Origin of the sequence: Martelella endophytica (genome assembly GCF_000960975.1) — a bacterium.
GTDB classification, from domain to species: domain Bacteria; phylum Pseudomonadota; class Alphaproteobacteria; order Rhizobiales; family Rhizobiaceae; genus Martelella; species Martelella endophytica.
On the sequence record NZ_CP010803.1, the window covers coordinates 1,375,641 to 1,392,047 of the forward strand.

The 16,407-nt window shown below is 61.3% G+C and carries 16 protein-coding genes, 1 tRNA gene and 2 pseudogenes; 9 read left to right on the top strand and 10 right to left on the bottom strand.

Annotation, left to right across the window (positions count from 1 at the left end; translation table 11 throughout):
- Positions 1 to 106: 106 nt before the first annotated feature.
- Entirely contained in the window at positions 107 to 799 is a 693-nt protein-coding gene (locus TM49_RS06280) for an RES family NAD+ phosphorylase (protein ID WP_045680007.1), read from the bottom strand.
- Entirely contained in the window at positions 796 to 1,185 is a 390-nt protein-coding gene (locus tag TM49_RS06285) for an MbcA/ParS/Xre antitoxin family protein (protein ID WP_045680008.1), read from the bottom strand. Before TM49_RS06285 ends, TM49_RS06280 begins: the two co-directional genes overlap by 4 nt.
- 57 nt (positions 1,186 to 1,242) lie before the next feature.
- Between TM49_RS06285 and TM49_RS23615 the strand changes: the two genes are divergently transcribed.
- The 3 genes from TM49_RS23615 to dnaJ all read left to right on the top strand — a co-directional run bounded on the left by TM49_RS23615 (position 1,243) and on the right by dnaJ (position 4,671).
- Positions 1,243 to 1,392 carry a hypothetical protein gene (locus tag TM49_RS23615; RefSeq protein WP_158498611.1) on the top strand — a complete coding sequence of 50 codons (150 nt, stop codon included), beginning with the start codon at positions 1,243 to 1,245 and terminating at the stop codon, positions 1,390 to 1,392.
- Between the two features lie 114 nt (positions 1,393 to 1,506).
- Positions 1,507 to 3,435 (top strand): molecular chaperone DnaK, encoded by a 1,929-nt coding sequence (gene dnaK / locus TM49_RS06290; protein ID WP_045684862.1) that lies wholly within the window; start codon positions 1,507 to 1,509, stop codon positions 3,433 to 3,435.
- 90 nt (positions 3,436 to 3,525) lie between these two features.
- Positions 3,526 to 4,671 carry a molecular chaperone DnaJ gene (dnaJ, locus tag TM49_RS06295; RefSeq protein ID WP_045680009.1) on the top strand — a complete coding sequence of 382 codons (1,146 nt, stop codon included), beginning with the start codon at positions 3,526 to 3,528 and terminating at the stop codon, positions 4,669 to 4,671.
- A gap of 48 nt (positions 4,672 to 4,719) precedes the next feature.
- Here dnaJ and TM49_RS06300 read toward each other — a convergent pair whose 3' ends face one another.
- Positions 4,720 to 4,977, bottom strand: coding sequence for a putative antibiotic biosynthesis monooxygenase (locus TM49_RS06300; protein WP_045680010.1), 258 nt, complete (start codon positions 4,975 to 4,977; stop codon positions 4,720 to 4,722).
- Positions 4,978 to 5,101: 124 nt separating this feature from the next.
- On the opposite strand from TM49_RS06300, the gene TM49_RS06305 reads away from it, so the two are divergent.
- Complete coding sequence (locus TM49_RS06305; protein WP_045680011.1) at positions 5,102 to 5,704, top strand: TetR/AcrR family transcriptional regulator; 603 nt, start codon at positions 5,102 to 5,104, stop codon at positions 5,702 to 5,704.
- A gap of 42 nt (positions 5,705 to 5,746) precedes the next feature.
- Complete coding sequence (gene recF / locus TM49_RS06310; protein WP_045680012.1) at positions 5,747 to 6,871, top strand: DNA replication/repair protein RecF; 1,125 nt, start codon at positions 5,747 to 5,749, stop codon at positions 6,869 to 6,871.
- Positions 6,872 to 6,876: 5 nt separating this feature from the next.
- Here recF and TM49_RS06315 read toward each other — a convergent pair whose 3' ends face one another.
- Positions 6,877 to 7,080, bottom strand: coding sequence for a SlyX family protein (locus tag TM49_RS06315; RefSeq protein ID WP_045680013.1), 204 nt, complete (start codon positions 7,078 to 7,080; stop codon positions 6,877 to 6,879).
- Between the two features lie 68 nt (positions 7,081 to 7,148).
- On the opposite strand from TM49_RS06315, the gene TM49_RS06320 reads away from it, so the two are divergent.
- Positions 7,149 to 7,910: a molybdopterin-synthase adenylyltransferase MoeB gene (locus tag TM49_RS06320; protein ID WP_045680014.1), complete on the top strand. Its 762-nt coding sequence runs from the start codon at positions 7,149 to 7,151 to the stop codon at positions 7,908 to 7,910.
- 165 nt (positions 7,911 to 8,075) lie between these two features.
- On the opposite strand, the gene TM49_RS06325 is transcribed toward TM49_RS06320, so the two are convergent.
- The 4 genes from TM49_RS06325 to TM49_RS06340 all read right to left on the bottom strand — a co-directional run bounded on the left by TM49_RS06325 (position 8,076) and on the right by TM49_RS06340 (position 12,212).
- On the bottom strand, positions 8,076 to 8,411 hold the full coding sequence (locus tag TM49_RS06325; protein WP_045680015.1) for a protein tyrosine phosphatase family protein: 336 nt from the start codon (positions 8,409 to 8,411) through the stop codon (positions 8,076 to 8,078).
- Between the two features lie 14 nt (positions 8,412 to 8,425).
- A complete protein-coding gene (locus TM49_RS06330) occupies positions 8,426 to 9,319 on the bottom strand; it encodes an MBL fold metallo-hydrolase (protein ID WP_045680016.1) in 894 nt (297 codons plus the stop codon).
- Between the two features lie 170 nt (positions 9,320 to 9,489).
- Positions 9,490 to 10,425 carry an alpha/beta fold hydrolase gene (locus TM49_RS06335; protein WP_244464808.1) on the bottom strand — a complete coding sequence of 312 codons (936 nt, stop codon included), beginning with the start codon at positions 10,423 to 10,425 and terminating at the stop codon, positions 9,490 to 9,492.
- A 2-nt stretch (positions 10,426 to 10,427) separates the two neighbouring features.
- Positions 10,428 to 12,212 carry a sugar phosphorylase gene (locus TM49_RS06340; RefSeq protein ID WP_082074637.1) on the bottom strand — a complete coding sequence of 595 codons (1,785 nt, stop codon included), beginning with the start codon at positions 12,210 to 12,212 and terminating at the stop codon, positions 10,428 to 10,430.
- A gap of 298 nt (positions 12,213 to 12,510) precedes the next feature.
- Between TM49_RS06340 and TM49_RS06345 the strand changes: the two genes are divergently transcribed.
- The 3 genes from TM49_RS06345 (at position 12,511) to TM49_RS06355 (ending at position 13,780) form a co-directional block, all read left to right on the top strand.
- Positions 12,511 to 12,960 (top strand): glyoxalase superfamily protein, encoded by a 450-nt coding sequence (locus tag TM49_RS06345; protein ID WP_045684865.1) that lies wholly within the window; start codon positions 12,511 to 12,513, stop codon positions 12,958 to 12,960.
- Between the two features lie 222 nt (positions 12,961 to 13,182).
- The gene (locus TM49_RS06350) at positions 13,183 to 13,524 is read left to right on the top strand and encodes an ArsR/SmtB family transcription factor (RefSeq protein WP_045680018.1); all 342 of its coding nucleotides are present in this window, start codon (positions 13,183 to 13,185) and stop codon (positions 13,522 to 13,524) included.
- 180 nt (positions 13,525 to 13,704) lie between these two features.
- Positions 13,705 to 13,780: transfer RNA gene (locus TM49_RS06355), tRNA-Phe, on the top strand.
- A gap of 259 nt (positions 13,781 to 14,039) precedes the next feature.
- On the opposite strand, the pseudogene istB reads toward TM49_RS06355, so the two are convergent.
- Positions 14,040 to 14,893 (bottom strand): annotated as a pseudogene (gene istB / locus TM49_RS06360) (IS21-like element helper ATPase IstB).
- Positions 14,790 to 16,396, bottom strand: a pseudogene (istA, locus tag TM49_RS06365) (IS21 family transposase). The pseudogenes istB and istA overlap by 104 nt, the downstream one beginning before the upstream one ends.
- Positions 16,397 to 16,407: the final 11 nt, after the last annotated feature.

The window sequence follows — 16,407 nt, forward strand, 5'->3', positions numbered from 1 at the left end:
GAAGCACTAAATCCATTTTTTCGGTTTAAATCCGATTGGCTGAATAATAAGCCCTTCCTGACGCCATCCGTCAAGTGGTCTTGGGCGGCATTTTCCGACGGCGGACCTAAAGGCCGACGACCTCATAGTCCGGCGTGCCCCGCCAGACGAGGTCCCAGTTGGCGCCGGGGCGGACATTCTGGACGGCGGCGGGCTGGAAGGCGACGAGGCAGCGCCCGCCCCGATGGCGCACGGAGGGATAGATCAGCCCGCGATGGCCGCGCCCCATCAGTTGGCGGGCAAGCGCCTGCCCTTCCGGATAGCCTTCGGCCGGCTCCGGCGTTAGCGCCGGATGGTCGGGCTCGTCGGTGATATCGGGAAAATCGCCGATGAAATCGCTCAGGATTTCGACATAGCGGGCGCTGTCCTCGAACCTTCCGATATAGGAGAGCTCGCGGGTCCGGTGGAAGGCGACCTCCTCGACCGAGGTGAGGAATTCCCAGCTGCAATACCAGGCGCCGCGGCTCTCGTCGTTGAAGCGGTTGCCGCCCGCGCGCGTATAGGAAAAGGCGGCGTTGACGTGGCCCTCGCCATAAAGCCTCAGATCGTTCTCGCGGCGCGCCCAGGCCAGTTCGCGGCGATCGAGATGCAGGTTGCGGCCGCGCTCGCTCGTCAGGCGGGCGCTCGTCAGCCCCTCGATTTCGGCGAGTGCCGCCATCTCGGCGTCGCTGTCGACCAGTCCGCCGAGCGCCGGCGGCTTGTGATAGGTCGCGGGGATGAGCCGGACCAGCGCGCGATCGGTCAGAGTGGTAATCTTCACGCGCCGCCCCTCAGCGCATCGAGATAGTTGCGCACGCGCAGGAATTGCGGCAGGCCGTCCTCGATCATCGTGTCGATTGGCCGGGCGCCGTGAAACAGCGGCCCCTGATTGGCAAGCCTGATCCAGTCGCGGGAAATCTCCGGGCCGAAATAGAGTTCGAGCGCCTTGTAGATACCGATGACCGCGGATAGGCGCAGCATCTGATCGCGGGTCAGTTCGCCGCGGAAATCGGGCTTCTTCGCCCGCTTCCAGGTGCTCTCCGACATGTCGGCAAGGGCGGCGGCTTCGGCCTGCGGGATACGCCAGGCCTCGATGATGCGCGAGAAGGCCTTCAGCGCGACAATCGCGCGTGCGGGGTTCGATTGGCTTTCGGCAAGTTGCGCCATGGTTAATCCTCGAGCTCAACCCAAAATAAGACCATATGAACTTTAAATCAAGGCTAAATGAACCTGAAAGCCGCCATCACGGTCGACGGACGCGGCCAAACCTGGCTGACCGACGAAAAGAAGCCTTACAGGTCCGGAATTGGCGCCGAATTGGCGTCGCTCGGGCTGTTTCCCGCCTTGCAGAGCCATTTCGTGCTTATTATATAGCCATCACAACGGCGTTATCGCCGCCTGCGAAATCAAAGAAAGACCATAGCTCAAGGGGCCGTCATGGAATGCCTGAAGGGTTCGGATGGCCTGCTTAAAAGGAGAGAATCGAAAATGGCAAAAGTAATTGGTATTGACCTCGGTACGACGAACTCCTGCATCGCCATCATGGATGGCAAGGATGCCAAGGTGATCGAAAACGCCGAAGGCGCACGCACGACTCCGTCGATGGTGGCCTTCACCGACGATGGCGAGCGCCTTGTCGGTCAGCCAGCCAAGCGTCAGGCTGTCACCAACCCGACGAATACCCTGTTTGCCGTCAAGCGCCTGATCGGCCGCCGCTACGAAGACCCGACCGTCACCAAGGACAAGGGCCTCGTCCCCTTCGAAATCGTCAAGGGCGACAATGGCGATGCCTGGGTAAAGGCAAGCGGCAAGTCCTATTCCCCGTCGCAGGTCTCGGCGATGGTTCTTCAGAAGATGAAGGAAACCGCCGAAGCCTATCTCGGCGAAAAGGTCGAGCAGGCCGTCATCACGGTTCCCGCCTACTTCAACGACGCCCAGCGTCAGGCAACCAAGGACGCCGGCAAGATCGCTGGCCTCGAAGTCCTGCGCATCATCAACGAGCCGACGGCTGCCGCGCTCGCTTATGGTCTCGACAAGAACGAAGGCAAGACCATTGCCGTCTACGACCTTGGCGGTGGTACCTTTGACGTCTCGATCCTCGAAATCGGCGACGGCGTCTTCGAAGTGAAGTCGACGAACGGCGATACCTTCCTCGGTGGTGAAGACTTCGACATGCGTCTCGTCGAATACCTCGCCGACGAGTTCAAGAAGGAAAACGGCATCGACCTGAAGGCCGACAAGCTCGCCCTGCAGCGCCTGAAGGAAGCCGCTGAAAAGGCCAAGATCGAGCTGTCGTCCTCGCAGCAGACCGAAATCAACCTGCCGTTCATCACGGCCGATGCTTCCGGTCCGAAGCACCTGACGCTGAAGCTGACGCGTGCCAAGTTCGAAAGCCTGGTCGATGACCTGGTCAAGCGTACGGTTGGTCCGTGCAAGGCTGCGCTGAAGGATGCCGGCGTTTCGGCCAGCGAGATCGATGAAGTCGTTCTCGTCGGCGGCATGAGCCGCATGCCGAAGGTTCAGGAAACCGTCAAGCAGCTGTTCGGCAAGGACCCGCACAAGGGCGTCAACCCGGATGAAGTCGTGGCCCTTGGCGCGGCGATCCAGGGCGGCGTTCTGCAGGGCGACGTCAAGGACGTTCTGCTGCTCGACGTGACCCCGCTGTCGCTCGGCATTGAAACGCTCGGCGGCGTGTTCACCCGCCTGATCGACCGCAACACCACGATCCCGACGAAGAAGAGCCAGACCTTCTCGACGGCTGAGGACAACCAGTCTGCCGTGACCATCCGCGTTGCCCAGGGCGAGCGCGAAATGGCGGCCGACAACAAGATGCTCGGCCAGTTCGACCTCGTCGGCATTCCGCCGGCCCCGCGCGGCGTACCGCAGATCGAAGTCACCTTCGACATCGACGCCAATGGTATCGTCAACGTGTCGGCCAAGGACAAGGGTACCGGCAAGGAGCACCAGATCCGCATCCAGGCATCGGGTGGTCTGTCCGACGCCGACATCGATCAGATGGTCAAGGACGCCGAAAGCCATGCCGAGGAAGACAAGAAGCGCCGTGCGGCCGTCGAGGCCAGGAACCAGGCCGAAAGCCTGATCCACTCCTCCGAGCAGTCGCTCAAGGAGCATGGTGACAAGGTCTCCGAGGACGATCGCAACGCCATCCAGACGGCGATCGACGAACTGAAGACCGCCGTGGCGGCCGAAGAGCCGAATGCCGAGGATATCCAGGCGAAGACCCAGACGCTGATGGAAACCTCGATGAAGCTCGGCCAGGCGATCTATGAAGCCCAGCAGGCTGAAGAAGGCGCACAGGCCTCTGCAGACGCTGCGAAGGATGCCGGCCAGGACGATGTTGTTGATGCCGATTTCGAAGACGTCAGCGATGACGACGACAAGAAGAAATCCGCTTGATTTAGTCATCAGGCAGCATCAACACTAACGAAAATCCGGCCGTCGCAAACGACGGCCGGACAACTCTTTTGAAGAGGTTGGCAAAACTCCATGGCAAAAGCGGACTATTACGAGACACTCGGCGTCGGCCGTTCGGCGGACGAGAAGGAGCTCAAGAGCGCTTTCCGCAAGCTTGCGATGAAGTATCACCCGGACAGAAATCCGGACAATGCCGAGTCGGAAAAGAAGTTCAAGGAAATCAACGAAGCCTACGAGACGCTGAAGGACCCGCAGAAGCGGGCGGCCTATGACCGCTTCGGCCATGCCGCCTTCGAAAACGGTGGTCCGGGCGCTGGCGGCTTCGGCGGCGGCGCGGCTGGCTTCGGCGGTGCCGGCGGTTTCTCCGATATCTTCGAGGATATCTTCGGCGAGATGATGGGCGGCGCCCGTGGCCGCCGTTCCTCCGGCGGGCGCGAACGCGGCGCGGATCTGCGTTACAACATGGAAATCACCCTCGAGGAAGCCTTTGAAGGCAAGACGGCGCAGATCCGCGTGCCGACCTCGATCGTGTGCGACGAGTGCTCCGGCTCGGGCGCCAAGCCCGGTTCCTCGCCGACGAGCTGCCCCACCTGTCACGGTGCCGGCCGCGTGCGCGCTGCCCAGGGCTTCTTCTCCGTCGAACGCACCTGCCCGACCTGTCACGGCCGCGGCGAGATCATATCTGATCCCTGCCCCAAGTGCCACGGCGATGGCCGCGTGGTGCAGGAGCGCTCGCTTTCGGTCAACATTCCCGCCGGCATCGAGGATGGCACCCGCATCCGCCTTCAGGGCGAGGGCGAGGCCGGTCTGCGCGGCGGACCTTCGGGCGATCTCTACATCTTCCTGTCGGTCAAGCCGCACCCGTTCTTCCAGCGCGATGGCGCCGACCTGCATTGCTCGGTACCGATCTCGATGACCCAGGCAACGCTGGGCGGCAAGTTCGAGGTCACCACGCTCGACGGCGCCAAATCCCGCGTCGCCGTGCCGGAAGGCACCCAGACCGGCAAGCAGTTCCGCCTGAAGGGCAAGGGCATGCCGGTGCTGCGGTCCTCGCACAAGGGCGACCTCTATATCCAGGTCCGCGTCGAAACCCCGCAGAAACTCACCAAGCGCCAGCGCGAACTGCTGCAGGAATTCGAGGAGCTGTCGTCCAACGAAAACAACCCGGAATCGAACGGCTTCTTTGCCAAGATGAAGGACTTCTTCGGGACGGAATAATGTCCGCTTGATGATCAAAAGAAAGAGCCGGGCCATTGCCCGGCTTTTTCATGTCCGGACGGGCCTGAGGATAAACCGGGCAAAAACGCGGTGAACGGCTGGCATCACGAAATAGACCATCAGCAGTACCATGATCGGAGTGACGATCAGCGTGCGCTGCCAGAGCGGCCAGCTCCTGGTGAAGGTCGCCACGCCGTATAGGAGTGCGGTGATGACGGGATAGACCGCCAGAATGAGAAACAGGGCGAGCCGTGCTTTTGAGGGAAGATGCGTGTGCTGATGCGCTGGATGCGTCTTGGCCAACATGGAAACTCTATAGAAACGATACGTTTCGTTTATATATGTCTGCGAGGTTTCTTGCAAGTCCGAATTGTGTTAGGTCTCCCAGGCAAATCGACGTCCTGTGAAAGGGGTTGGCGCCAGGCCTGCCATGTCCCAAGCGACAAAAGAGAAAAAGAGACGCGCTTCCATTGGTGCGAGCAGAAACCCGGAAAGCCAGGAAGCAATCCTTCAGGCTGCCGAAGCGATCCTGCTCGAGGCCGGTCTGCACGGATTCTCGATCGAGGCGGTGGCGCGCCGCGCCCATGCAGGCAAGCCAACGATCTATCGCTGGTGGCCGAACAAGACGGCACTGCTGCTGGACGTCTATCTCCGTCAGAAATCGGATAATATCTTCGCGGATACAGGCGATGTAGAAGAGGACGTCTTCCTGTTTTTGAAGCGGCTTATCGGATACTGGCGCGAGACGCCGGGCGGGGCGTTGTTCCGCAGCGTTATTGCAGCCATTCAGGGCGACCCTGATATGGCGTCGACCCTTCGTGCCTTTGCGCATGAGCGTCACCAGCGGACAGCGGAGATCTTCCGCAGGGGGCAGGAACGCGGAGAAATTGCAGCTTGGGTCGATCCCAAACTTTCGGCAGAGATTACCTCCTACTATGCCTGGGGCCGGCTGTTGCGCGACGAGCTTGATGTTGCCGACGAAATCTTGCGGCAGGTGGCGCGCCAGATTGTCGAGGGGTTGCGTTCGCGCTGAAGCGGGCTTGCTCGAACATCCGTTTCGTCGTAGCCAGCTTGCATGCTGCCCTCGATCTTTCTCACCGCGCTGAAGCTCACGGATTTCCGCAATTACGGAAAGGCCGCGCTTGCCTTTGACGGGCGGCATGTGGTGCTGACCGGCGACAATGGCTCGGGCAAGACCAATCTGATGGAGGCGGTATCCTTTCTGTCGCCGGGGCGTGGCATGCGTCGGGCGGCCTATGGGCAGGTGGTGCGCAAGGAGGCCGATGCCGGCTTCACCGTGTTCGCCGAGCTTGAGGGCATGGAGGGGGCCGTGTCGATCGGGACCGGCACGGATGGTGCCGAGGGCACGGGGCGCAGGGTGCGCATCAACGGCACCCAGGCCCAGACCGGCGATGAGCTTCTCGACCATGCCCGCGTGATCTGGCTGACACCGTCGATGGACGGGCTATTCACCGGCTCGGCTTCGGATCGTCGCCGCTTTCTCGACCGCATGGTGCTCTCCATCGACCCGGCGCATGGTCGCCGCGTGGCCGATTTCGAGCGCGCCATGCGTTCGCGCAACCGCCTCTTGTCGGAACGCCGGCTGGAGCCGGTCTGGCTTTCGGGCCTCGAAGAGCAGATGGCGGGGCTTGGCGTCGCCATGGCGTTGGCGCGGCGCGAGCTGATTTCGCTGCTCGTGGCGCTGATCGCCGAGACCGCTGGCGGCTCGCCCTTTCCCGCCCCCGAAATCGCGCTTACCGGTTTTTTCGCCGATCACGCCGAAGCGCCGGCCATCGATCTTGAGGATCGCTACCGCGCCATGCTGGAAGAGGAGCGCTACCGCGATGCCGGGGCAGGGCGCACGCTGGAGGGGCCGCATCGCAGCGACATGGAGGTGCGCCACGCAGCGAAGGCAATGGATGCCGCACTCTGTTCCACCGGCGAGCAGAAGGCGCTGCTGATCGGACTGGTGCTCGCCCATGCGCGGCTGACACGCCGCATCAGCGGCCATCCGCCGATCATGCTGTTCGATGAGGTGGCCGCCCATCTCGATGCCGGCCGCCGCGCCGCTCTCTTCGAGCGCATCGACGATATCGGTGGCCAGGCCTTCATGACCGGCACGGACCGGGCGCTGTTCGAAGCGCTTGGCGAGCGTGGGCAGTTCTTCACCGTCGCCGCCGGCACGGTCACGCCGGAATGATCGGCTCAGTAATGCGGAGGCTTGGTGATGGCGGGGCGTTCGCCGGCGCTTTCCTCAAGTTCCAGAAACCGGTCGGCAAGGACCTCGAACTGCTTCTTCAGCCGGTCGATTTCCTTCCACTGTGCCGCCAGCTGCTCCGACAATTCGTCGATCGTCTTCGCCTGATAGGCGACGGTTTCTTCCAGCTGCACGATACGGTCTTCACTCATGCTCGGTTTCCCATCACGTTTTCAGGAACGGCCGTTTCCGTCGGTTTCCTCCCTGCTATAGTGCGCCCATGACAGACAGTGAACCCTTTTCTGCCGAAGAAATCGAACGTTATGCCCGCCACATCGTGTTGCCCGAGATCGGCGGCGCGGGGCAGCAGGCGCTGAAACGGGCGCGGGTGCTGGTGATCGGCGCAGGCGGGCTCGGCAGTCCGGTGCTTGCCTATCTGGCCGCCGCCGGTATCGGTACGCTCGGCATTGCCGATGATGATGGCGTCAGCCTGTCGAACCTGCAGCGGCAGGTGATCCACGACAGCGAGACGCTGGGTGCGGCCAAGACGGAAAGTGCCGCTCGCGCCATCGCCCGCATCAATCCGCATGTCGTCAGCCGGCGATATAATGAGCGGCTGAAAGCTGATAATATCGGCGACATTCTCGCAAGCTTCGATCTGCTGATCGATGGCTCCGACAATTTCGACACGCGCTATCTGGCCGCCGATGCGGCCGAACATGCCGAAATCCCGCTGGTTACCGGTGCGGTCGGCCGCTTCGATGGTTCGCTGACGGTGCTGAAACCCTATGCCATGGATGACAGCGGCAAACCCAATCCACGCTACCGCGATCTTTATCCCAAGGCGCCGCCGGCAGGCCTTGTGCCCTCCTGCGCCGAAGCCGGGGTCATCGGCCCCGTCACCGGTGTCATCGGCACGCTGATGGCAATGGAGGCGGTAAAACTCATCACCGGCGCCGGCGCGCCGCTCATCGGCCGCCTGTTGCTCTATGACGGGCTTGGAGCCCGCTTCGACACAATCGCCTACGCCCGCAAGGTCTGAGCCTCGGCTTGCTGGAAAACCCGGCCCCCACCGGTGTCATCCTCGGGCTTGACCCGAGGATCCAGGCTGCCGTGACGTGCGTGTGAACAAGGTTATGCCTGATCAACGGCTTAAGCAGCATAGCCCCAGCGTCTTCGGCTTTGTGAGCAGGCTGGGGCTGATCGATCATCCGGCCTGGAGTGCGAGCTGGTAGAGGTTGGCGCAGCGTCCGCCCGATGCGCAGAAGGCGAGCACCGGCCCTTCCGTTTCCTTCAGGATCTGCTTCAGTTTCGGCGCCTGGGTGATCGGCGAATGATTGCCGCCAACGGGCAGGTAGTGACACCCCAACCCCGCAGCCTTCGCGGCTTGCTCGATATCGCCGAACTTCGGCTGGAAGAAGCCTTCGCCGTCAGGCCGCATGCAGATCACGGCCTTGTAGCCGGCGCTGGCGACCTCCGCCATATCCTGCGGCTTGAGCTGGCCGGTCACATGATAGTGCTCGGTAACGGGGCGTGCGTGCATGACATTTCCTCTTGTCAGAGTGCGTTGAGCGGGACCTTGAGCACCGGGCGGCCATCCTTGTCCTTGGGGATGTCGCCGGCGCGCATGTTGACCTGAAGCGATGGCAGGATCAGGCGCGGCATCGAAAGCGTCGCGTCACGCGCCTCGCGCATGGCGACGAACTCACCTTCGCTGATGCCGTCCCTGAGGTGGATATTGTGCTTGCGCTCGTCGCCGACGGTCGTCTCGAACCGGATCTCGCGGCCGTTCGGCCCATAGTCGTGGCACATGAACAGCCGGGTATCGTCTGGCAGCTGCAGCACGCGTTTCGTCGAGCGGTAGAGCGTGCGGGCATCGCCGCCGGGAAAGTCCGCCCGCGCCGAGCCGCCGTCCGGCATGAACAGCGTATCGCCGACAAAGGCGGCATCGCCGATGACATGGGTCATGCAGGCGGGCGTATGGCCGGGCGTGTGCATCACATGGGCCGTCAGTCCGCCGATCGTGTAGCTGTCGCCATCGGCAAACAACCGGTCGAACTGCGAGCCGTCGCGTTGGAACTCGGTGCCCTCATTGAACACCTTGCCGAAGGTGTCCTGCACGATGGTGATGTTTTCGCCGATGCCCAGCCGACCGCCAAGCGCATCCTGGATATAGGGCGCAGCGGAGAGATGGTCGGCGTGAACATGGGTCTCGATGATCCACTCGAGCTGCCAGTCCTTCGCGCGGATGATGTCGATCATCCGGTCGGCGCTCTCGTGGGAAAGCCGGCCGGCCGCATAGTCGATGTCCATGACGCTGTCGATGACGGCGCAGGAGGGCGAGGCCGGATCGCGCACGATGTAGGAAATCGTGTTGGTTTGCGGATCGAAGAAGCCCAGCACCTCGGGCTTGACGCCGGGTTCGGGTGTGAAGGGCAGGGATGGAACCATGGTCTTTCTCCTCGCAGACTGCAAAGCTCATAGCGTACAATACGTATATACGTAAATATGAAATTAGTATGACCTGCGGTTTGCCGCTGTTTCAATCGGCCATACACGGGATTTTGGGGAAAAGAACGCCTGAACCGGGGTCAGGGCCTGCGGCCCTGTCTCCGGTCTGATCAGCAATCGCGGGCGAGGTCGGCGGCGGCGGCCGCAATCGCATCCCGCATGGTGGCCGTACCCGCATTGTGGCCGGCGCCGCCAATGGTCGCAAGCCGGCTTTCCGGCCAGGCCCGGTGCAACGCATGGGCGGTTTCAAGCGGGGCGGAGATATCCAGCGCACCATGGATCAGCCGGGCCGGGATCGCGCCGTTCATCCGGGCCGCCGCAAGCAGCGCGCCATCAGGCAGAAAACCGTGATGGCCGAAATAATGGGTCACCAGCCGGGCAAAGCCAAGGCGGAACGCCGGATCGTCATAGCGTGGATCCGGCTTGCCGCCGCTCTCGCCGCTGACCAGCGCCATCTCCCAATCGCACCATCGTCGCGCCGTCGCATCCGCAGTTGTCGGGTCCATCAGCAGCCGATGATAGCCACGGACCCGTGCGGTCGCGTCCGTCGCCTCCGGCACGGCTTCGGCAAAGCGGATAAAGGCATCCGGAAAGAAGCGGCCAGCGCCTTCGGCAAACCACGCGATCTCGCGCCGCGTCGTCATCGTCACCAGGTAGAGCAGGGCGGCCGTCACCTGCGGGCGGTGTCGGGCAATATAGGCCTGCGCCAGCGTCGCGCCCCATGATCCGCCGGCGACGGTCCACCGCTCGATGCCGAGCGCGCGCCGCAGGCTCTCGATATCGCCGATCAGATGATCGGTCGTGTTGACCGAGAGATCGATCTCCGGTGCGCTGGCATGCGGCGTGCTTTGGCCGGCGCCGCGCTGGTCAAACTGGACGATCAGCCAGTCGGAAGCATCAAAGCAGTCACGGATCGACCGCGACATGCCCGAGCCTGGCCCGCCGTGAAGAACGACCACCGGCCGCCCCTTCGGATTGCCGGAGAGCGCAAAGAAAAGCCGCTGACCATCACCGACATCCAGCATGCCGGTTTCGAACGGTTCCACACTCACGCCCGGTTCGAGATCCAGCGGCACTGATAGGGTGCGAAGGTGATCTTGTTGCCGCCGGCGACAACCGGTTCGCCGGTGATCAGGTCGGTCCAGCTCTCGCCGCCGATCAGATTGAGCGACATGGCCGGGATTTCGAGCGTCTCGTCGGTGACATTGTTGATCGCGAAGATGCTTTGCGAGCGGTCGACGCTCTGGCGCCAGAAGCCGAACAGCTTTTCACCAAGATGCAGCGTGAACTGTGTCGCGTTCGGATGGAAGGCCGGCTGAGCCGTGCGGGTGGTGATCCGCTCACACATGGCGTTGAACACCTGCGCATGCTGGCTGGTCTCGTCGGCCAGCGCCTGCTGCAGCTTATCATAGTTCCAGCGGTGGCGGTTGATGGCGCGGTTATGGCCGGACTTCTCGACGCCTTCGGCATCGTTGCTCGTGGCCAGCAGCGAATGGATGTAGAAGGCCGGAATGCCCTCCAGCGCCATGGCGATCGTCTGGCTGCAGAGAAAGCGGGCGATGTTGTGCTCGTCTTCGCCCTTCACCGTGCCCTTCAGCGCATCGAACAGCGACACGTTCATCTCGTAGGGCCGCATCGAGCCATCGGAAAGCTGGCGCATCGAAACCCGACCGCCGAACTGCTGGATGGTCTCGACCATGCCGGTGATCGCGTCCTCCGACAGCAGGCTTTCGGCCGGGCGAAGCCCAATGCCGTCATGGGAGGCGGTGAAGTTGAAATAGGCGCAGCCCATCTGCGCCGGCGGCATCGCCATCTGCCAGGCGTTGAGGAATTGCGAGGTCCCGTTCAAAAGCGCATGCACGATCAGCGGCGGCAACGAAAAATTGTAGATCATGTGCGCTTCGTTGCGATTGCCGAAATAGCTGAGGTTCTCGATGTTCGGCACGTTGGTCTCGGTGATGAGAACGACGCTTTCCTCGCTGAAATCGGCCAGCACCCGCATCAGCCGGATGATCTCGTGGGTCTCGGGCAGGTGGATGCAGGAGGTGCCGACCTCCTTCCAGATGAAGGCGCAGGCATCGAGCCTTATCGTGCGCACACCGCGATTGATGTGGAAGCGCATGATCCTCAGGAATTCCATCAGCACTTCAGGGTTGGAAAAGTCGAAATCCACCTGATCGTGGCTGAAGGTGCACCAGACATATTTGTCGCCGTCGGCGGTCTCGACCTTGCGCAACAGGGGATGTGCGCGCGGGCGCACGACATCGGAGAGATCGTCTTCCGGCGACGCCGTAAAGAAAAAATCCTTGTAGGGCTCGTGGCCCATGCGGAATTCGTTGAACCAGCTGCTCTGGCTCGAACAGTGGTTGAGAACGAGGTCCGACATCAGCCGGAATTCGCGGCCGATCCGTTCGATATCCTCCCAGCCGCCGAGGCCGCTGTCGACGGCGCGATAGTCGGTGATCGCGAATCCGTCATCGGATGTGTAGGGGAAATAGGGCAGGATGTGCACGCCCTTGATCACGCCCTTCAGGTTCTCGGTCAGGAAATCCTGCAACAGCGAAAGCGGCTTGTGCTCGCCGTCGATGATCGAATTGCCGTAGGTGATCACATAGGCGTTGTCCGAACTCCACATGCTGTTGCCGGCAATCCTGCCGCGCTTGCGGGGCACCGTGCCGTCGCCCCAGTAGGATTCGAGAACCTGCCGCGTCAACGCGCGTGAATCACGGTCCGGATAGATGTTTTCGAGATGGAGGCGAATGCTTTCGCGTAACCGCCTGGAAACGACCATGGCTTTCTGAGGCGGTTCCGGTGTCTCTGCAAGTGTCGTCATTCTTGTCCTTCTTTCCCCTGATGCCAAGGTTATCATGTCACTACCAATTGGCAATTGCCTATCGGAGATTGCATCGGGTAGAGGCTGTTTTTGTTGCGCTGCCGCATCGGCTGTTGGCTCTTTTCATCGCGTCCGATCGGCGATATTGTTGGCGCCGGCTGGAAGCGCCGGCCGTCCGCACCCGAAAGGGCATGGTGAAGCTTCCATTGTTGCCATTGGCTTGTTTCCCATGACGCCAGGGCTCAGGGCAATGCGGAAACCCCGATGGCAGACCGGCGTCGACGGAAAGAACGTCGCCATGACAACAACGAACCTTCCCACCCTCGATCTTCTGAAGGGCCAGGCGCGGCGCCTGCGCGAAAGCCTTTCTGCAACCGGACGCCCCGTCACCCACGGCAAGGCGCTGGAGCTGATCGCGGGTCAATACGGCTTCAGGGACTGGAACACGCTCTGCGCCCGCGCGGCCGCCCAAGCATCGGCGGCCCGGCCGGAGCTCAGGCTCGATATGCAAGTGAGCGGCCATTATCTCGGCGTGCCCTTCACAGGCCGCATCGCTGCGCTCGGCCGCAGGGGTGGCCGCTTCCTGCGGCTTACCGTGGTTTTCGATGCGCCTGTCGATGTCTCCCGGTTTTCGAGCTTTGCCGTGAAACGCCGCCGTATCAGCGCGACGATCGACCTTGAAACCGGTGAGACCGTCGAGAAGACGTCGGACGGCAGGCCGCAACTGGTCGTTCATTTGGCCGCGTAGGATACGCAAAGGATCTGCCGCAACGCGCGCGAGTCGCAGCTCGTGCGCGTTGCAATTTAAAGGCGTCCGAGTTATAATATTTCCAGACTTTTTCTGGTAAACCCGACTGTCCGGTCATGATCCGGCTTCGCGCTTCATGTTTCCGCATGCACAATATGCGTATTGCCCGGAACTGCAATATTTTGTCCATTTTCACTGACGCTTTCGACAGGCGGATTTCCGATGACGATCTCGAAGGTGACGCACGGCTGCGGCGTAGCGGCTGACGCGGCGCGACTTGCCTATATATCCGATATGCTGGCCGCGCTCGCAAGCGGCCACTGCCTTGTCGTCGCCGCCGCGCTCGCCGCTCGGCCGCAGACCGTTCAGCAGCTCCGCCTCTCCACCGGCCTGTCGCTGATGCTGATCGCCGCAAGTCTCGCCCGCCTCACAGGCGCCGGTATCGTCGCCGTCCGTCGCGACGGCGATGGCCTCACCTATGCACTGTCAGATGAGCGCTTTGCGGACGTGATCGCTCTCGCTGAACACCTTCATGAAGATGTCTCGCTCTGCGTGGTGTTTTGAGGCTTGCCGTGCGGTCGCGGAGGAGGCGAATGCCGCCCGGCGGAAGGACGGGAGCCCTCTTTGCCGGACCTGATTTTTCTCCGCAATTCGGCAATTTGACGCTGGACTTGAAAAAACAAGATGCTATAAACGCGCTCACTTGAGGGGCTGAGCCCTTCAAGACTGCCGCCCCGGCGGTATGCCCAGATAGCTCAGTTGGTAGAGCAGCGGATTGAAAATCCGCGTGTCCGTGGTTCGAATCCGCGTCTGGGCACCATTTTTCTATAAAAGTGTATATTTTTCAGACGATTAAACCTTGGTTTTGTCCCACCTTAATTGTCTTTGCGAAAAAGTGGGACACTTTTGTCCTTGCTGTGTTCTCCCGAAATGCGCTTGAGGGCGCTCTCAGCCCGCGTTTTCTGACTCGCTGCCCGGGTGTATCTCGTCACCTCTTTGGAGGTCGTATGGCCTGTAATGGCCATGATTTCGAATTCCGTGCAACCGAGTTGTCAATCAGCGTTGTAATGGGACCCCATTTAGGCGTCCAAAAGGAACCCCTCCCTTGGGTTGCACTCGGCGATCAGCGCGCGCAGGCCCGGAGCCATCAATTTAGCGTAGAGGCTTGCGGGCGCGGGTTGTTTGGCTTCTTCGGCTTTAGCTTTGAGAACGGTTTCTGAAGCGCCAGGATTCGTTTCCGGTTTCGATGATCTCGCAGTGGTGCGTGAGCCGGTCGAGGAGCGCAGCGGTCATCTTTGCGTCGCCAAACACGGCTGGCCACTCGCCGAATGCAAGATTGGTGGTGACGGATGATTGATGTGCGCTCGTAGAGCCTGCTGACCAGATGGAAGAGAAGCTGGCCACCAGCCTGGGCAAACGGAAGATACCCCAGTTCATCCATGATAACGAAGTCGAGTCTGGTGATGAAGTCGGCGAGCCGCCCTTGTTTGCCATTTCGTGCTTCTGTCTCGAGCTGATTGACGAGGTCGACAACATTGAAGAACCGTCCTCTTGCCCCGTTGCGGATCAGGGCGCGGGCAAGTGCGATCGACAAATGCGACTTTCCTGTTCCCGTTCCGCCGACCAGAACCAGGTTATGTTGCGGAGAGAGGAAGTCGCCTGTGGCGAGCTGGCGGACCAATCCTTCGTTGACCGGCGTATCCGAGAAGTCGAAGTCATCAATGTCCTTAGCCAGCGGCAACTTGGCGACGGTGAGCTGGTATTTGATGGAGCGCGCCTGCTTCTCGGCGATCTCAGACTGCAGCAGGTTACCCACGATGCGCGGCGGCTCATGCTGCCGCTTGATACCGGAGGCCATGATCTCGTCGTAGGCGCCACGCATACCGAACAGCTTCAGCGCACCCATCATGTCGAGGATTTGGGATCGTTCCATATCAGCTTGCCCTCCGGAGGCTATCGTAACGTGCGCAATCTGCCAGAGGCTCATGGGTCAGACGAAGGGCGTCGGGAATGGAGAGAATGGCGGGTGGCTGCGGATCACGATTGCGAGCCAGGATATTGATGATGATGGCGGCCGAGAACACGCCTTGATCGAGCGCTTCCTGGCAGGCCGCCTCGACAGCGGGAAGTCCGTCCAGCCCTACACATTCCAGGATCGACACCATCTGACGATCACCGTCAGCCATGGCCTTTAGCCGACGGCGCACCTTCTCCATGGCAGCCGGCAGAACCCAGTCATGGAAGGGCGCGCCGTTTCTGAGTGCTCCCGGCTTGCGGGTCAGGACCGGTACATAATGCCAGGGATTATAGATCGTCTCGCCGCGGCCGAAGCAGCGCTCATGCTGACCGATCTCGACGCCATCCTGGCGAATGACGATGTGCTCAGCGTATGCGTGGATCTCGGCCGGACGGCCCACAGCGGTCGACAGTACGGAATACTTGTTGTTGTCGAAGCGGACGAGGCAAGTCTTGCCGATCGCGGCCTGAACAGCATGGAAGCCATCGAACTTGCCCGGGTATCCGATCAGATTGGATCGCTCTTCCTCGAAGACGTCCCAGACCGTGCGCTGTGGCTGATCGACATGTTTGTGGGCACGGGCGTAATTGATGCATTTGTCCAGCAGCCACCCGTTCAGCTCCCCATAGGACTTGAAGCGTAGTCTTGGTGTGAAGAAGCGCTCCCTGACCAGGTTAACCTGGTTCTCGACCTGTCCCTTCTCCCAGCCGGACGCCGGCGTACAGGCCACTGGCTCGACAAGGAAATGACTGCACATCTGTGAGACAAACGGCGGTTGTATTGCCTTTCCTTGCCGACAAAGACCGTCTCCACCGCGGTCTTCATGTTGTCATAGATCCCGCGCGTACAAGCCCCGCCGAAGAAGGCGAATGCCCGGTCATGGGCGTCGAAGACCATCTCCTGTGTCTCTCGCGGATAGGCCCTTACATACATCATCCGGCTGTGGCAGAGCCGGACATGCGCCACCTTGATGGTTGTCGTCACGCCGTTCAGCACGACAATCTCGTGGCTCCAGTCGAACTGGTAGGCCTCACCGGGTGCGTAATAGAGCGGCACATAGGCTTCTGTCGAAACAGAACCGCGCTCCTTAGACCATTTGCGGGCATAACGCCGGACGGCATCGTAGCCGCCTTCGTAACCTTGATCGCGCAGATCTTCATATATCCGGATGAGCGTCAGCCGTTCGCGCGACGGCTTGGCATCATTGGCGAGCAGTATTCCATCGAGCTGGTCCTGCCACGGTCCAAGCTTCGGGCGAGGCTGCGTCGTGCGCTCATAGGAGAACGCTGTYWYASSACSKMRYARMMYCKTMYRKMMYACWTTAYRCGAAATGCCCAATTCCCGGCAGATCGCTTTGATCGGCATGCCTTGCGTCAGGGCAAGCCGGCGTATCTTCGCAATTGTTTCCACAACAAGCATCCAAATAAAAA

Excerpts from the sequence above, each read along its gene's own strand:
- TM49_RS06300 (WP_045680010.1), bottom strand. The coding sequence starts at position 4,977 with ATGTTGGCCAAGACGCATCCAGCGCATCAGCACACGCATCTTCCCTCA.
- TM49_RS06350 (WP_045680018.1), top strand. The coding sequence starts at position 13,183 with ATGACGATCTCGAAGGTGACGCACGGCTGCGGCGTAGCGGCTGACGCG.
- TM49_RS06305 (WP_045680011.1), top strand. The coding sequence starts at position 5,102 with ATGTCCCAAGCGACAAAAGAGAAAAAGAGACGCGCTTCCATTGGTGCG.
- TM49_RS06330 (WP_045680016.1), bottom strand. The coding sequence starts at position 9,319 with ATGGTTCCATCCCTGCCCTTCACACCCGAACCCGGCGTCAAGCCCGAG.
- TM49_RS06285 (WP_045680008.1), bottom strand. The coding sequence starts at position 1,185 with ATGGCGCAACTTGCCGAAAGCCAATCGAACCCCGCACGCGCGATTGTC.
- TM49_RS23615 (WP_158498611.1), top strand. The coding sequence starts at position 1,243 with ATGAACCTGAAAGCCGCCATCACGGTCGACGGACGCGGCCAAACCTGG.
- dnaJ (WP_045680009.1), top strand. The coding sequence starts at position 3,526 with ATGGCAAAAGCGGACTATTACGAGACACTCGGCGTCGGCCGTTCGGCG.
- TM49_RS06315 (WP_045680013.1), bottom strand. The coding sequence starts at position 7,080 with ATGAGTGAAGACCGTATCGTGCAGCTGGAAGAAACCGTCGCCTATCAG.
- TM49_RS06325 (WP_045680015.1), bottom strand. The coding sequence starts at position 8,411 with ATGCACGCACGCCCCGTTACCGAGCACTATCATGTGACCGGCCAGCTC.
- dnaK (WP_045684862.1), top strand. The coding sequence starts at position 1,507 with ATGGCAAAAGTAATTGGTATTGACCTCGGTACGACGAACTCCTGCATC.
- recF (WP_045680012.1), top strand. The coding sequence starts at position 5,747 with ATGCTGCCCTCGATCTTTCTCACCGCGCTGAAGCTCACGGATTTCCGC.
- TM49_RS06345 (WP_045684865.1), top strand. The coding sequence starts at position 12,511 with ATGACAACAACGAACCTTCCCACCCTCGATCTTCTGAAGGGCCAGGCG.
- TM49_RS06320 (WP_045680014.1), top strand. The coding sequence starts at position 7,149 with ATGACAGACAGTGAACCCTTTTCTGCCGAAGAAATCGAACGTTATGCC.
- TM49_RS06340 (WP_082074637.1), bottom strand. The coding sequence starts at position 12,212 with ATGACGACACTTGCAGAGACACCGGAACCGCCTCAGAAAGCCATGGTC.